This is a genomic window from Saprospiraceae bacterium, assembly GCA_016713025.1.
Classification (GTDB): Bacteria; Bacteroidota; Bacteroidia; order Chitinophagales; family Saprospiraceae; genus OLB9.
The window spans coordinates 37,061-53,900 of the sequence record JADJPZ010000002.1 but is presented as its reverse complement, the minus strand read 5'-3'; the positions used below and the strand labels follow the sequence as shown (position 1 = coordinate 53,900).

The window sequence follows — 16,840 nt, the reverse complement described above, 5'->3', positions numbered from 1 at the left end:
TACCTTAGTCTTTTTTATGGTCATAATTTTTTTCATGACAACTTGTGACAAGGATGGACCCGTGGAAGATATACCTGTTATACCTGAAGATACCACTTTTTGCGGATATATCCATGCAGAAAAATTTGATAGTACTTATCGATTTTTAAATCAAATTTTGTCCAAAATTCCATTTGATGAAGACTCTATGAAAAAATTTGAAAAACGTCTTATTGAAGAAAATTGTGTAGTAGAAGTAGAGTGGATATGTAATTCATGTTTATTCTCGTTGCCGGCACAAAGTGAGGTACTCGTTAGAATCAAAACAAATCAAGGATTTATCCGTGTAGTAATTAGAGTTGTCATGATGGAACCTATGAAATCTAATGGAATGTATAAGCTGTAGCTTTATGAAATTGCAATTATCATTATGTACTGATAACTTCGATCGTCGCAGTTTGCAACTGCGATGCACTATTTTATGAATCTTTGATTCAATACGCACCTCACAAAAAATAAAGCACAAAACTATTTGCTTCTAGATTTTGTGCTTTATTGTATTAATATTTGTGTTGACGAATTTAAAATTCTTAAAAAATAGGATCGAAGTTGCAAACTTCGACCATCGTCTCCGAGCTTGGCTGAGTAAGAGTAGGTCTGGGCGGCATACTTCGGCAATCGGGGTTACAAACTTCGACCATCGGGGTATATAGACAGTTAATTTTGAATTTTAGAAAATAAACGATCGTCGCAGTAACGCCACGGCGTCACAAGTTATGCAACTGCGATGCACTATTTTATGAATCTTTGATTCAATACGCATCCGATCGTCGCAATTTGCAACTGCGATGCACTATTTCAAGCATTTTTAATGCGTTATCCACTAATTTCAATCGTTGCAGTGTCGCAACGGCGTCAACGATGCTAAGTTTTGTGCTTTATTGTATTATTATTTGTGGTGACGAATTTAAAAACTTGTCCAGCTTTAGCGGGATTCTTAAATAATAGGATCGAAGTTGCAAACTTCGACCATCGTCCGCTGCTGGCGCAAGTTTGTAACTTGTGCCTTTACTCTACACCTATCAATAACTAAACACATAACCTTCAAGACTCATAGGTCTTTCTAAAATCTCTACATCCAAAACACCATTTATTCCTAAATAATCTCTTGCACTACTATGTAAATAATGGTCGGGTTCGCTCACTATACCTGCCACAACAGGGTTATTATGCACATAATCTATCTTTTGAAACGTAACAGCAGGACTAAAAAGTTCAATAGGGTGATTGTCTTGTTGCCAAAATTGATATACCTTATTGTTGCTTTTGTTTTGACCAGCGTTTCTGAAAATGCTCATCATCCACTCTTTTCTACTTTCAGATGGATTGTTTTCAATAGCTTCGATAAGGTTTTTAGAAGTAAATTTTTTGAGATCACGTAAAATATCTGAATGACTATATTGACCTGATCTAGAAAATACCAAATGTGCATGATTGCTCATCAAGCACCAAGCATGGAGATTTAATCCTTTGTTTTGTTGACAATATCTTACACTCTCAATAAATATTTCCATATAGGTGAGCCTGGTAAAAACATCTACCCATGATACCGTTGCAAAACTTACAAAGTATATACCATTAGTATCTATAAACTTGTACTTAGTACTCACTCTCTTTTATAATTAGGCCGTATATAGAGATTATCAAAATTCTTACCAAAAAAGTTTATGGCACGAGTTGCAAACTCGCGCCAGCAGGGGATTTATCGATGTTTTTTGAATTCCATGTTTAGTTTTTACATCACAAATTGCCCAGGGAAATATTTCCATCTCATTATGTTCACTGTCATATATTTTATTTTAAAAAGATGAGCTTAATCACAAAAAAACAATAATTGGAAACCACCATTTTGCCTTCCTATGAAGTTTGTATTTAGGTTTAAAATTTATTGGTTTGGTCTCAAAAGCTTTAGTATCAATTGTACCAGTTAGGAAAAACTCATTAATCACTTTTCTATAATTTTCAGGCTGAGCATTTGACACATCTGAATGAGACATGTTTTTAAGAACAATTTGTTTTGAGTTGGTCATGTAAGGCAAGAGCTCTTTGTTTGTATAATCAACAGGTGTTGATACATCTAATTCGCCATTAAGAATCAAAGTTTCAGTTTCAGAGATCCGTAATTTTTGATATTCTATTGGGATCGATTCAGTATCCAAAGTCCCTGAGCTACCAAAGACTAGCAAGGAAACGTTTGCACCTAAAATAGTTTTATTATCAAAAGACCGAAGATATTCCCGATACTTTACTTCATTATCATAATCAGCACTATGCCCTTTTTGAAAAAAATCTCCCCAAATCATTCGAGGTGAATTAATATCAAATGATTTTTGCATCAAAAAAAGTCCGCTATAATCGGCATCTTCTGCAGCTTTAAAGTATGAATCAAAAGCCATCACTGCCGTTTCGGTAGAAAAAAGTAACAGAAATGTAGCAGCCTTTATTTTATCTTTATCTAGTTTAAAGATTGACCATTTATCAGGCATATTTTTGAATGATTTGTCCATAGCCTCTTTGATAGACCCTTTGTTATTGTTCTTGTAAATGGAATCCCATTTACTGAGAATTTCTTCGGTTTTTTCGGGATACCATAAAAAGTGACCTGGTGGATTTGACCCATTCATTACAGTTCGATGTATGATGCTCGGGTATTTGTAGCTATAAATCAAAGCTACCCTAGTCCCATAACTTTCACTTAACAAATTGATTTTTTTATAGTTTAGTGCTTTTCTTGCATATTCTATATCATCAATAACATTCAATATGGTATAAGAATTTATGTCAATGCCATTGCTCCTTATTTTTTCGAAGTATTCTTTTTTAATCTTTTGAATATTATCAAGCGAAGTATCACTTAGCAATTGATTATTTAGACCTTTCATAGCTTTTGAAAGCTCTTTAGACTTTAACTGTATGGATCCATCTACGCCACGATAACCTATGAACACAAAGTCATGGTTTTTAAGTAAGTCAGTATTAGATATTGTTTTGGGGATATTCGATTCTCCTGGACCACCCGACAATTTAAAGACTGGCTCCGAAGAATTAGAGTTGATAGACTTATAAATGACAACAGGGAGTTGAATTAATCTTGAATTTTTAATATTTCGGTTTTCAGGCACATAGATGCCTCCGGAAATTCGGGTAAACTTTTTATTTTGAATCTTGATTACTTTGGATTGTTCAATCACCATAACAGGCTTATCATTTAATTTTTGGCTATATCCAATATAATATAGGGATTTGCAAAAATTAAAGCGACCCATAATAAGCTAATATGGCTGACTATACTGTTTATTTTTTTTATTTTTGAATTCATGGAATTGATCATTAATGATTTTATTAAACTTTCCCTCCTGCCCAAAGGACAAGGGAAAAATTCTTGAAATACCCCATTTAGGCTTTGAAATTGAAATTAAAATCGCACATTTAAACCCAAACTAAGATAAAATGGCAACTCAGGCTCCGATTTAAAATCTTGAGCGATCACTTTGCCAATAGAAAGTGTCAAATCAAATTTGCTAATCGAAAAACCAGCTTGACCACCATAGTTAAAATTGCCTCCAGTAGCAGGTTCGTACCAGCCATCTTTTACTTCGGCATAGACATCTTTCTTGAATTTGTCACTATGCTTAAAGTGGGTCACAATGGCCTTATCAAAGCCAACGTCTGCAGCAATAAACCAGCTCTTTTTATAATATCCAATATTGCCCTTTAACTCAGAGCCAAAATTTTGAAGGCGCACGAAATCATTTTCATATTTTCGGTATATGCCATTGAATATGATAGCAGCTTTGAAAGAATTTTGATTTAAAAGTAAAACTTGAGCACCAATTTTAGTTTTAAAATCATCGATAATAGTCTCACCTGCAGGCTTTGAAAAATTAGCATTCACAAAGATGGGTATTTTACTATCAAGTTTGTAGGCATAGCCAAGACTATAAGCCACAGAATAATCTAAACCAAAACTTGCATGGGCAATATGTTTGGTGGTTTCTATATTATTCCAGTTTATGCTTTGAGCTCTAAGAGCATTTGATAAAATAAATAGGCTTAACACAAGGAGGATATATTTTGATTGTTTCATATTTTATTTTTTTTAGCATTTAGGAATTTTGGTTTATATTGATTTCAGAAATTGAAGTACTTTTGGTTCTGTAATGGTGATCCAGGTATTTCTTTGGTCAAAAAAGCCAGAGTGGCCCACACCTTGAACTTTGAAGAGTTCTTTGTTGGGGATACCAGAAGATATTTTTTGAGCCCATGAATCCGTATGTGATTTATTTTCACTGCTATAGATGTATAATGTTTTTTTCTTGTATTGCTCTATCCCCGCAGAAAAATCAACCTGGTATTTTTCTCCATTAGCTAATATAGCAGAGTAAACTACAGCACCAGCCCTGGTATTTTTGTAAAACACCGTATTATTACCAATATCCGGAGTTCTCTCGCCCACTATGTCATTTTTGGCAGAAGTTAAGCCCCATTGATAATCCAAGATTTCATGCTGATTTTCTTTCCCTGAAACAATCTGATCCTTAAATGTTATATCATTTAATGTTTCTCCAAAAAATTTAAATGCTATTGAATTTTTAACATAGGTTTCAATATCTGCCCATTTTAAGCCACCTGGTTCACCTACTATCAGACCGTCAATTTCATTAGGATATTTGCCAGCGTAGCCTACAGCCATTATTCCTCCCCATGAGTCGCCTAAGATTACTACTTTCTGTTTTGCATTTTGTTTGTAAAAATTTATTACACCTCTGAGTTCATCATAATAGACTTTGTTAAGTGCTTCAGCCTCAAATTTGGTATAATATTCATAAGGAAATCTTTGAGATAATCCAGATCCAATCTGATCATAAAAAACTACACGATATCCTTTATCTGCCAAGCTTTTACAATTGAGCATATACTTAAAATCACCACCTGGACCTCCATGAAGTATAACTATTATGGTGCTATCTTTATGACCAAAAGCTTGAGCATGAAGTTTTGCTCCATTGATGTTGATTGTAGGTAGACTAGGGTCTTCTACTACTGTTTTTGGTACTAAATTACCACTGTCTTTGATATCACGATCATCTGTGCAAGAAGACATGAGCAAAGAATAAAAAGCAAAAAATAAAATTACGTTTTTGTACATATAAAATATTTAAATTAAAAAAAATTATTTCTGATTATAAAAGTGTTCATCATTATGACAATTAGGCAAATTGCATTTGACTTGTATTTTTTGACCTATTTTGATTGACCCACCATGCAATACCTAGATTTGGTAGCCAAGACATCCACGCAATGATAGAATAAGCTAAAATATATTCAATTTCCAAAGCAAATGAAAGTGGTATATATATTCTTAATGTGACTGCTGCTAAACATGCCGCATAACTATAAGTCATCATATTTTGGTGGGCAACAATCTGTTTATTTCTTATGGTCAGATAACCCTGTAATGTAGTATAAAAGTAGACAATAGCAACAGAGATAAACCCACTTGCAGCTACCCAGCCACCTGTGGCATAAAAGCCTATATAAAGGCCTGAAATAGCACAGAGTAATGCAGCTACTACGTATACTTTACCTATCGTACGGTGCCATTGTGTATATCTGGTTTGCATCTTTTTACTAAATTGCATCCAGCCAATTAAGACAGCGAGAGAACCTGTGGCAATATGGGTATAAAGAAAACCCCACCACGTATTACTTCCTATGACTTCTTTAGATTTGAGTTCTAAAAACCCTTCAGAGACACCGTAAAATAAATACATTGAAGTAACTACTCCAACTAATAAAGCAAGAAGTACGATGAATATCCAAACTACCTTTTTCATGCAAAATTAATATTTTCTGCAAAGGTGATATAGATGGAGACAACTAAAGCTTTTCCTTGTAAGTTGGCACTCTATAAAAGCAAACTGATGGGCCCAACTTATAAGATAGTGACTTTATACAGCTGATTATCAACTGCTTAAAATAATTTAATGCTTTTAAAAATAAAAGGTCAAATTCTTTGAAAAAATGATTACAAGTCTTTTATGTTTTTGATTCCTTGTTCTTTCATATACTCAGTGGGAGATAGGTTAGTATGTTTTTTGAAGATACGATTGAAGGCTGATTTAGAATTAAACCCACATTCATAAGCCAAAGCTATGATTGTATATTTTTGATTTTCAGGTAATAGTAATAATCTTTTAAATTCTTCCACCCTGAGTCCATTGATGTAATCATAAAAATTGACCTCTTCTTTTTCGTTAATCACTTGTGATAGGTAGTTGGGATGAACATTTAAATAATTGGACAATTCGACCAAAGTCAATTCTGCTTCTTGAAAAAGTTGCTTCTCCTGCATTAGGCTTTTTAAGTTTTCATGTAATGAAAAAGCAGCGTCCTCGGTTAATCCTGATTTAGCATACTTTTTCTTTTCTTCTGTAGGTTCAATATCTTCTATTACTTCAGAATTGTTCACAGATTCCAGAGCAACAGAATTATTAGTAAATATACCCACTTGATTAATTCCAAAATAACCAAGCACAACAACATAAATGCTGGATAAGGAGAAAATCCACGGGTCGCTTTCACTGAAAATGATAAATATCCAAATGACAGCCATCATATAAATCAAAATACGCAACCAGTTGAGATTTATATTTTCTTGATTGGAAAACTGAGCCAAAACCCTTTTTTTATGCTCATTGAGCAATTTGAAATTCAAAAACAAGTAAATTAATCCAGAGATGCTCAATAGAATTTGCGATATCAATACGGCATTTTCAAAGCCTTTTCCACTATTTTTAAAAACAAAAATCTTTGCTTCGCTTTCTAACATAAAGAATGGAAGATCCAAAATTAAGATAAAAACAGGAAGAGCAGCATGAGTCAAAAACAACTTTAAATTTAAATCTTGTGGTTTCGTAAGTGTTACAATATAATAAAAGAGTAAAGGGCCATGTAAAAAAGGCATTATCAATGATATTCCCAACAGATGCGGATATTTGTCGATCTGATTATTGATAAATCCAGAAAACATCCAGATATGAAACCCAATCACAAGCAACCAAATACCTAAAATAATATCGGCAGTACTTTTACCCTTTTTCGTAAAGAGCAAAACAGCTAAAAAAAGCGAAACAAATACCCCAAGAATATAATGATTGAAGGAATTATCCATCTAACATGTTTTGATCAAGGACGCAAAGATAGACTTTTTAGTTGCATTTATCTGCCAGTAGGCAGAAACAGCGACGATCGTACGTGCTACGATCATCGGGATTCTATTCAATTTATTGAGCTTTTATTTAAGTGAAACTGCATGCAATTCAAAAGTTATATCCTATATTTAAGCCAGGCTCCGGAAAGATAAATTTTGACCATTTATCATCCAACTGTTTAAAGCCATCAGGTAATTGGGTATGATATGCACGATGTGTCACACAGATCGATGGTTGAAAGAAAAATCTATCATGAAAGAGCTTAATGTGATAACCCACACGGTATGAATTAAAAATTTGGAAACCATTATCTATTTTCTTTTTATTATCATTTACAAAAACTTGATGCGTAGGCATTACATCTAATTGTGTATATAATCCTTTCCACACAAATCGTTGATAAGAGACCGTCACACCATACTCACGTACGTACCCAGGAAACTTTTCTTCTGGCTTTCCATAAGCATCATTAAGAAATGGATGAATGCCGTTGGGCCATGCATATTTCCAGGTTTTTGGCGAAAATCTGATTACATCTTTTCCAGTAAGCCTATAACCTAAATCGAGTTGGACAAAATTGGGAGGATTTCCGCCGTCGGCTATATTACCAATTATGACAAATAGTGAAGTACCTACGAAATATTTTTTGTATTCGCTTTCATTTCCATAATACTGAGCTTTGATGTGGAGAGTACTAGTCATCATCAGAATAAGATTCACCATTAAAAATTTCTTTTGCATTTTTTACAATTTTTTATGATTATATAATGGTGCAAAGGTAAAGGCCCGGTTTAGTACCTAACGTTCACTTAAGTTAATAAAAGGATGTTCTAATAACTGACGTTTTTTGCTATAGAAAATGCAATTTTTATAACCACTTTAAAGATATATTTACTTCTTACTTTTGTCAACTATCCTTGCTCTCATTCTACTCAATGACTGAGGTTTGATACCCAGATAACTTGCTATTTGATGTTGAGGAACTCTTTGTATGAGATCAGGTCTTTTTTCAACTAAATTTAGATATCGTTGTTCCGGGGAAGATGTTTTGAACTCGTCAAAGTTGATTTGTTGCTTTGCCAATAATTCTTCTGAAACTTTTTTGCACATAGTATCAAATTTTGGGAACTTCTGATTCATTTCCATTCCCATTTTTTCATTTGCAATTACCAATAATGAATCTTCCAAGCAAGAAACATAATATTCTGATGGAGTCTTTGTAAGTACGCAAGGTGGATTAAAGCCTTCCATTTCTGTGTAAAAGGCCGTTGTTTTTTCTTCACCATCTATTATGTAGTACACTCTAATACAGCCTTTTAATACAAAAAAACTTCTATCTGTTATTTGACCTTCTCTCAGCAATATCTCGCCCTTTTTGAACAAATGAAATAAGTCTAAAGCTGTAAGTGCATTTTTCTCCTCATCAGTGAGAGTTATGTATGTGGAGATATAATCAAAAAGTAAATTTTGCATTTTTTGGATTAAGGTCTTAAATTCCTACAAAAGTATTTAGTTTTATCATTCTATTTCGAAAAACCCCTACAAATAAAAGATCGATTTTGGAATGATGCTTTGACAAATACAACTTTGGATGCAGAGCACCAACAAAGTGATTTTATATCACTATCATAATCACATTGATATCTTATCATCATCCAGCTAATGAATTCTAAACCTGCCAGGCAATAGGTTGGTTCATAAAATATTGTATTGCAGTTGCATTTATCTGCAAACAAACAGAAATTGTGAGTTTCGGGTGATTATGGCACAAGTTGATTTTATCATGTCTAATGTATATCACTCAGTTTTGATTTGTCTTGAAAAATTGCCATTCCGGATACATCAACGTTAGTAAACAAGCAATAAGTAACACATTAAACTCAATACCATTTCGACCGCCGCCAACTACAAACCAGCCATCAGGCCAATGTACCATAATGATACCTACTACAAGCACTGCAATAGTAATCCATCCCATGACTTTCAAAAATCTATCTGTCAAAATACTGAAGATAAGACCTATATGCGATAGCTTGATCATCCATGCCAGATAGATACCAAAGGGCGCAAAACCCTGCGTATCGAGATACATTTTACCAAAGCCATATACATCGCCTGTATATATGCTTGGGATGGAGTGCATGGCAAAGATGGCGATGAGTGCTAACTTAAGGATGGAGTATTGTTCTAATGATTTCATATTTCTACATTTTATTTTTAATTACTTGCTGATGAGCTATTTTTCTTCTTCAGATTGATGCAAATATAATTTTAAAACCAATATCATCCGTTAATCTTCCACAATAGTAAGCAATTATCAATGTAATGACAACAAATGTCTTTTCAAATGCTGTTTTCGCAATAAAATTACCTATGGTATTTAACCGAGAATTTGCAGTTGAATCTCTACTACAAGCAGAAATGCCTGCAAAGATTGGCACTTTCTCATATTTTTGTCTTCACCATAGCTCTGCTATGTTTGCGGGAAAAATACTCCGAGAGTACCAATCTTTATTGGCATTTCAGCTTTCGCAACGAATCCAACTTCAAAATCTCGGTTTAGGCAAAATATCCCAAAAAACATCCACAATATAATGGTGATAGTCCTTTCACTGAAGAAGTTTTTAACATAACTTCCTTTCTGTAAAAGAATGTAAATGAAGAAAGAATTGACAAGAATCGAAAATGCTTCAAAAACATACATCTCCTGGTCTGTCTTTAATCTTCCACCCCAAGTGATGTCGTAAGGGATGATTTTTAGCAATATCAGCATATGAAAAATTAAGGCCAATGATGTGATGCCTACAAGGATTTTGATATAAGTTGGTTTATTCATTATTTGTACTTAATTACCTTTTACGATCTACATCCTTGATTCAGCAAAATTCTTATTAGTACGGTATTTATGTTTATTGATTTATTTTTTGCTCCCAAATCAGTTTGCCTTCTGTGTTAAAATACTTAATTCCTGTGAAGGATTCCTTGTTCTGCAAGAGCTCTCCTGGTTTTTTAGCCATACCTATGCGAAGACTACCATGCTCATCACCTAAAATGATTGCTTTACTGCCATCTTCAAAAGTAATCATATGTATAGCTTCGCCAGATTCATCATCAACACCAAAGCCTTGTCTTGTTTTACCATTTTCAAGCGTATTTACCCCTGCTCCTATGCGTTCCCAACCTTCTTGGTTATTGACAAGTAGCCCGGAAATTTTATACATCCGGACTCCTACATTTGCATCTGCCAATTCTTCCCCGACAAGGACTTCATCAAAACCCTTATCATTCATAAATACGATGCCATTTGCAGAATTTTTATACTTTCTATACCAACCCATGTATTGGTCAGGATTGTCAAACTGACTTGCCCAATGTTTTCTTACTTTCGCTGTATCTGTTCTGACTCTATCTTTTGAATGTGGTATCGGTGCTCCAATAAGTATTCTATCTTTTCCCTTGACATCTTCAATCACAATGCCTTTTGCTCTGATGATATCAAATCTCTTGATTTCGGAGAATGAAAGGGATAGTATTCCTATGTTGATAATTAAGAAAATACCTAAAGAGACATTCTTAAATCTATGGTAAGACTTTTTTAAGTCTAAAATTTCTTGTTCTAAATTGACTTTCATATTTTTTGATTTAAAAATTTACCCTAAGAATAAAATCATTTATTTTTTTTGCAAATTTCAAATGGAAATTTATAATAATTAACCTTTGTTACTTAATATTGAATTCTCCTATTTCATTAGATGTAAATAGATTTTTTTAAACCTATTTTTTAGACAATATGAGATTTAAAATCTGCTTTTTAAAGGATAAACAAATAATACTATTTTATGCCATTATAAAAATCATAAGTCACTTTCGCTATATCTGCTATGATTTTAGCATTGGTTTCTTCACTCTCCATAGAATCAGTCACCAACACGCTTATCATAAAGTGATCACCATTGGGCAAAAATACAATACCAATATCATTAGTGGCAGGTGTAAGGCCTTCTGCATTTGTGCCCGAAGTGCCAGTCTTGTGCGCTACTACTGTATTTTGTGGCAATGCGCTTTTTAATCTGTCTGCACCTGTAGAAGTTTCCTTCATGGTTTGCCATAGAAAGTCATAACTTGTCTTGGATAGCAATTGGTTCTTATTTTCATAGAACAACTTTAACACTTCACTTGATGCTTTTGGTGTGATCCAGTTTAGAAACATATTCTCCCATTTGGCTTGCATGACTTCTTCGTTCACATTAATAGCAATGTCTGGAATATTCTGTTTCTTAATGTATTCTTCCACTGTTTTAGCTGTTCCTATGAGTCGTATAAGTACATCACATGCCACGTTATCACTTTGTGAAACTGAATATTGTATCAGCTTCGCAATCGTAAAACTGCCGCCATCAGGGTGCTCATCTCTCAGTGGACTATACAAATCAGGTAACATTTCATCTTTTTTGACTTCCACTTTATGGTCTAACGTAAACTTTCCTTTGTCAATTTCAGCTAAAACAGCCAATGCAATGTGAAACTTAAACACACTTTGTAGCGGACAATGCTTATTTCCATTAAATGATATGGTGTCTTTGCCATCATTTCCAATAATGGATATACCGACAGTGGCTTTCTTGTCAGAAATTATTTGTTGTATTTCTTTTCGCAATACATCCGTACTTTTGTCCGACGACTTACAGCCAATAATAAGTATAAAAAACACCGCTAAGTACAATAATCTTCTCATCATAAGTATGTTTTATTTGACCCTGCAAATATGCAACTTCTTTATGTTTTTGATAGGTTTATTCCCTTTTTATCTCCCATAATCAATAACCACAGACAAGTTCCTATTTCACCCAGTGATGCAGGCATGGAAACAAAGCTTGCAATGCCAAGTTTACCATAATCAGCTATCAATAAATCTCCAAATATATTGACACAATAACCAAAACATCCCAGCATTAAAAGGACACCCAACACCTTTGGTAAAAAGCCACTATGATACACCAGCCAGCCAAATGGAAACAACCACAATCCCCAAAAAATCGAAGCCATAGAAATGCCATTTTCATATTTATGAAGCAAGGAGAAAGTCAAATTCATTTTCTCATTTTCAGTATATAAATTTGAAAGTGTTGGGTTGGTCAATAAAGAAATGATATCAAGTTTGTTTGCTAAATTTGAAAAAGTAATGGGTATGCTTACCAGGACTAAAATAACCATTACTGCAGCAAAAGTTTTATGGACAGGTGACAATAGCTTGTATAATATCAAAGGCAGAGCAATGTAGGCTAAGTAGCAAATAATGCTTGTGAAAACACCAATACGAAACAAAGACAAATTATTCGAAATATTTTGATAGGTCAATTGTGGATCTTTCCAGGCTATGAGTTCATTGGGAATGTACATCAGAGTGATGATACCAGAAATTACGATAATGAGATAGCATAAACCTACCAGATGTGTCCATTGTTTCCTTTGATTCATGTTACTATGATTGTGTCTATATTTATTCGAAAATTCTATGTTTAAATAATTCCTTCATTTGGTCAAAATTTTGTTTAGGATTTTTACAAATGTATATTCTTTGATACAGTTCTTCTTCGTTTTCAGAGTATGGATTGTAAATTTCTCTGACCAGGGTTACTTCTTCAAAATAAGGTAAAAAGAAGTCTCCTACTCTATAGCTTAATGCGATAATTGTCCTGGGCATCTCTTCTCCTCTTGGTGCCCATCTGTAAAAACTCCCGTGATAAGAAAATGCTTTTGGCAAATTGTATTCTCTGCCAATCAGATTTACTGCTCCTGCTTGCCCATAATGTTTGCCCCAAATAAGTGTTTTTTCTTTTTCTTTGATTGGTAAACTATCATGCACAGTTTTTAATAATTGCATTGTTTCTTTCCATTTTTCTTTGGTATAATATTCATCATATTTTATTCCATACTTTCCGCCTTCTATGTCTTTTTTTTCAAATTTGTAAACGTATTTTAAATAATCGTCAAATGAATAAACTGGCATCCCGAAAGGTATCAATATTACACCCATAAAGATCAAGGCAAAAACAGGATACATCAACCATTTTCTTTTTTGAATGATCAGCTCTTCCCAAAACAATGCACCAAATGGTAAAATTGTCAAAATAATAGGATAGAAGTAATAGGATTTTCCATTCGTCAGTGATAATAAAGTAGCAGACAAAGAGATAGCAATTATTAGAGGCAGATTTGTTCTATTTTCTTTCCTGAACGAGTAAATGATTGCTGGAATTATTATCATCAGCGTTGTTAATGGGTTGACACTAATGAGGAGATCCTGAATAACTTCCAGACGAGAAAGTTGGTCCAAGTGTTTTTCATAAAGACGACTAAACATTTGAAATACAGGATATTCGTTGGAATATTGCCAAATTAAATTAGGTGTCAACAGTGCAAGGGCAACTATGATCTTTTGCCAAAATCGATGTTGAACCAATGCTTGTCGGGTTTCTTTAAACAAAAAAAGAGCAGATAAACCAAATATATAAAAAACGGCATCATACTTAACCGAAATGCCTAAAACAGCAAGTAATGTTAAGTACCAAAGACTTCTGTTGTCAGGATGTTTTACAAATCTTGTCAGTTGATAAAAACCCAGTACCCAAAATAATTGGCTAAATACAACGGGTTGAAATAGTTGCTGGGAACGTCCAAAGCTTGGAGCTATGATGATAGAAAGCAGAACAAGAATGATGGCCTTTTCTTTACCACCCAACTCTACGGTTATTTTGGCAACATAGATGATGATTATCAAACTTGCTAAATGAGAAAAAATATGGTGCACATATACAGAATTACTTCCAAATAAATTTTGAATAAATGCAAAAAGCCCAATCAATGGTGGAAACTCCATATAACCAAAAGCCAAGTGCTTTCCTGTTTCAATATGTAGCAACTCGTCACCTTGAAAGCCAGAATTACCATCTGCAATCAAATGAAGTGTCAATTTGATAATGCAGAAAATAGTGATAATCAGTATATTCTGTCTGCTCATTTTTGATTAATTTTCTTAACTTTCCGGTGACGCTTCTTTATTATATGTTAAGTAAGTCAATTATCTCCTTTGATCCATGTTTAAGATTCTGTTTGTGGCCAAAGATAAGCTTTTCTCGCAATGAGCGCAGCCAGCACTATTTCAATCGCTGCAAACATCATGTAGAATTTATACCATTCAAAATCCAACGAAGTCAATATGAGCGCTAAAAAAAGTGCAAAAAATACGCCAAATCCAATGTTCAATAATCTATTTATTTTTGGTGGAAGTGATATCGAGAGATAGATCATCATAGATGGGATAGCTAGTAACACCGAAGCTGCAAATAATTTCCAAGGATCGTTCAGCATGCTCGTACCCTCAATGATTTCTGATATTTTGTCAGGGGTATATAGTTCAAAATAATCACAATAGATATAACAAAACATCAGCGATGTCCACATGAAGGCCAATTGGATTCTGATGTCGATAGAGTTGACTTGATTGCTTATCATATTTTGGGATTATTAAATTCCAATGAGTATGACTACAAATCTGTTGATAAGGTTGTAAGAGGGGTGAAGAATTATTAAAATTATGTATAAAAATAGTTAAGTGTACCGATCTTCGCAGTTTCAGACCGTTATAGGTCAGATAAATTTTACCGTTGTTAGGTTAGATAAATGCAACTGCGACGCTTTATTTTAAGTATTTTTAATGCCTTATCTACTAATTACTAAAAAACCGGCTATGTATACTGATCATTTTGCTATTGAATTACAAAATCATAAATACCAAGGATCGCAGTTGCACCTGTCTGCCGAATTAGGCAGAAACTGCGACCATCATCTCCGAGTTTGGCGGTATTAGTGCAATTCGAGTCGGTATGCTTCAGTGATAGGTATTTTGATCTACCTTATGTTAATGGTAACTCAAATTTCCAAAACAAACACCAAATATTAAAAAGCTATCATAATCAAATAATGTATAAATTTGCACAGGTAAATTTTCAAAAGCAGTAAGGATTAAGTACCAATGACATATTTTGAACATATTCCGACAGGACTTTTAAGCAAGTATATCGATAAATTTTGGTATTGTCAGGCAGATGATTTGACGCACACAACCATGACAATTCCGCTGCTATATCACGAATTAGTTTTCAATTTTTCTGACAATTATTCCATTTCACATGTTCCCGGGTATGACAATATCTTAAATAACACTACTTCATGGATTTGTGGCATCCAAAAAAGACCGGTTATCTCAAAAAGTGCTGGCAAACACGAAATGATGGGTGTACTCTTCAAACCTAATGGATTAAAAGCATTTACAAAATATCACGCAAGCGACTTTGCTTACAGTTTTATTGAAGCAGATCTGGTTTTTGATACATCTTTTGCGGGTTTGATCGATCAATTACAAAATGTTACTATTGCTAAAGACAAAATTTCACTTATTGAAAATTATTTGGTAAAAAATCTAAATCCAGACCATACTCCAGCTTATTTGACCAAATCCTTAGATCTTTTTGGAGTCCATAGCGACGAAAAAATTTATGTAAAAGATACTTGCAGTAAAATCTCGATTTCTAAAAACTCGCTAATAAAGTCATATCAAAAACATATAGGTATAAGCCCCGTTAAATATTTACAACTACTATCTATCAATAAAGCTTTAAGTAAATTGTCAATAGATCCGCAACAATCTCTGACAAAATTAGCTTATGACTTAAACTTCTATGATCAGGCACATTTTATTCATTTATTCAAATCCACAACCAACATTACACCTAAACAATATGCAGATTTTGTAGACAAAAATAAAATTGATGCAAGCTCTCCAAACTTTATTTCATTTCAGGGTTAATTTTTTACAATTTTATACTAAAATGGCCTGGTATCTTTGCATTGTTAAAATTAAAAATGAATGCGAACATTTCTATTTTTCATCTCGTTTGTCACCATATTTGGACTTGGATATGCAACAAAAAGCAGTATTTCTCATCACTTTAAAAACAATACTAAAATGAAAAAAGTAACAGGTATCGGTGGTATCTTCTTTAAATGCAAAGACCCCAATAAAATGAAAGAATGGTATAAAGCTCACTTGGGTTTGGACACCGATCAATGGGGTACAAATTTCGAATGGAGGCAAGGTGCGGATAGTACCAAAAAAGGATTTACGCAATGGAGTCCATTTACAGAAAAAACCAAACATTTTGAGCCATCTACAAAAGAGTTTATGATCAATTACAGAGTGGAAAACCTGGAATTGCTTGTAGCGCAACTCAAAAGCGAAGGCGTAACTGTAACTGACCAAATTGAGTCGTTTGAGTATGGAAAATTTGTGCACATCATGGATATTGAAGGCAATAAAATAGAATTGTGGGAACCTAATGACATCGAATATGATAAAATTGTAGAAGGAAGAACGAAGTAAATTTTTCAATATTTTTAAATCCACATAACAAAATCCGGAATGTAAGGCAAATCTTACTTCAATTTTAAAGACACAGCCGATATGCTTCTTGCAGAATTAAACTCTTTGACTAAAAAGTCGTTTGATTAATACTGATTATTAGATA

Annotated in this window: 18 protein-coding genes; 3 read left to right on the top strand and 15 right to left on the bottom strand. The window is 33.6% G+C overall.

The genetic code is table 11. The features are described 5' to 3' along the window. The first annotated feature begins 34 nt into the window (after positions 1-34). A complete protein-coding gene (locus tag IPK35_00470; protein MBK8051771.1) occupies positions 35-385 on the top strand; it encodes a hypothetical protein in 351 nt (116 codons plus the stop codon). A gap of 676 nt (positions 386-1,061) precedes the next feature. Here IPK35_00470 and IPK35_00465 read toward each other — a convergent pair. From IPK35_00465 to IPK35_00395, 15 genes are all read right to left on the bottom strand, one after another. Next, positions 1,062-1,649 (bottom strand): transposase, encoded by a 588-nt coding sequence (locus tag IPK35_00465; protein ID MBK8051770.1) that lies wholly within the window; start codon positions 1,647-1,649, stop codon positions 1,062-1,064. A 207-nt stretch (positions 1,650-1,856) separates the two neighbouring features. Beyond that, a complete protein-coding gene (locus IPK35_00460) occupies positions 1,857-3,233 on the bottom strand; it encodes an alpha/beta fold hydrolase (GenBank protein MBK8051769.1) in 1,377 nt (458 codons plus the stop codon). A gap of 221 nt (positions 3,234-3,454) precedes the next feature. Next, on the bottom strand, positions 3,455-4,126 hold the full coding sequence (locus IPK35_00455) for a hypothetical protein (GenBank protein ID MBK8051768.1): 672 nt from the start codon (positions 4,124-4,126) through the stop codon (positions 3,455-3,457). 33 nt (positions 4,127-4,159) lie between these two features. Beyond that, positions 4,160-5,188, bottom strand: coding sequence for an alpha/beta hydrolase (locus IPK35_00450; GenBank protein ID MBK8051767.1), 1,029 nt, complete (start codon positions 5,186-5,188; stop codon positions 4,160-4,162). A gap of 61 nt (positions 5,189-5,249) precedes the next feature. Continuing rightward, positions 5,250-5,876: a DUF2306 domain-containing protein gene (locus IPK35_00445; protein MBK8051766.1), complete on the bottom strand. Its 627-nt coding sequence runs from the start codon at positions 5,874-5,876 to the stop codon at positions 5,250-5,252. A 191-nt stretch (positions 5,877-6,067) separates the two neighbouring features. Beyond that, the gene (locus tag IPK35_00440; protein ID MBK8051765.1) at positions 6,068-7,024 is read right to left on the bottom strand and encodes an AraC family transcriptional regulator; all 957 of its coding nucleotides are present in this window, start codon (positions 7,022-7,024) and stop codon (positions 6,068-6,070) included. Positions 7,025-7,361: 337 nt separating this feature from the next. Next, a complete protein-coding gene (locus tag IPK35_00435; protein ID MBK8051764.1) occupies positions 7,362-7,994 on the bottom strand; it encodes a hypothetical protein in 633 nt (210 codons plus the stop codon). A 150-nt stretch (positions 7,995-8,144) separates the two neighbouring features. After that, positions 8,145-8,726 (bottom strand): Crp/Fnr family transcriptional regulator, encoded by a 582-nt coding sequence (locus IPK35_00430; GenBank protein MBK8051763.1) that lies wholly within the window; start codon positions 8,724-8,726, stop codon positions 8,145-8,147. Positions 8,727-9,054: 328 nt separating this feature from the next. Then, positions 9,055-9,453, bottom strand: coding sequence for a DoxX family protein (locus IPK35_00425; GenBank protein MBK8051762.1), 399 nt, complete (start codon positions 9,451-9,453; stop codon positions 9,055-9,057). Positions 9,454-9,726: 273 nt separating this feature from the next. Next, entirely contained in the window at positions 9,727-10,089 is a 363-nt protein-coding gene (locus IPK35_00420; GenBank protein ID MBK8051761.1) for a hypothetical protein, read from the bottom strand. A 73-nt stretch (positions 10,090-10,162) separates the two neighbouring features. After that, positions 10,163-10,885: a hypothetical protein gene (locus IPK35_00415; protein MBK8051760.1), complete on the bottom strand. Its 723-nt coding sequence runs from the start codon at positions 10,883-10,885 to the stop codon at positions 10,163-10,165. 200 nt (positions 10,886-11,085) lie between these two features. Beyond that, positions 11,086-11,988, bottom strand: a complete 903-nt coding sequence (bla, locus tag IPK35_00410) for a class A beta-lactamase, subclass A2 (GenBank protein MBK8051759.1) — start codon at positions 11,986-11,988, stop codon at positions 11,086-11,088. 41 nt (positions 11,989-12,029) lie between these two features. Further along, complete coding sequence (locus IPK35_00405) at positions 12,030-12,731, bottom strand: DUF4386 domain-containing protein (GenBank protein MBK8051758.1); 702 nt, start codon at positions 12,729-12,731, stop codon at positions 12,030-12,032. Between the two features lie 22 nt (positions 12,732-12,753). Continuing rightward, positions 12,754-14,274: a glycosyltransferase family 39 protein gene (locus IPK35_00400; protein ID MBK8051757.1), complete on the bottom strand. Its 1,521-nt coding sequence runs from the start codon at positions 14,272-14,274 to the stop codon at positions 12,754-12,756. A gap of 80 nt (positions 14,275-14,354) precedes the next feature. Next, on the bottom strand, positions 14,355-14,768 hold the full coding sequence (locus IPK35_00395) for a hypothetical protein (protein MBK8051756.1): 414 nt from the start codon (positions 14,766-14,768) through the stop codon (positions 14,355-14,357). A 520-nt stretch (positions 14,769-15,288) separates the two neighbouring features. Between IPK35_00395 and IPK35_00390 the strand changes: the two genes are divergently transcribed. Together IPK35_00390 and IPK35_00385 are read left to right on the top strand one after the other, a co-directional pair. Then, the gene (locus IPK35_00390; GenBank protein MBK8051755.1) at positions 15,289-16,122 is read left to right on the top strand and encodes a helix-turn-helix transcriptional regulator; all 834 of its coding nucleotides are present in this window, start codon (positions 15,289-15,291) and stop codon (positions 16,120-16,122) included. A 159-nt stretch (positions 16,123-16,281) separates the two neighbouring features. Next, on the top strand, positions 16,282-16,695 hold the full coding sequence (locus IPK35_00385) for a VOC family protein (protein MBK8051754.1): 414 nt from the start codon (positions 16,282-16,284) through the stop codon (positions 16,693-16,695). The last annotated feature ends 145 nt before the right edge of the window (positions 16,696-16,840 follow it).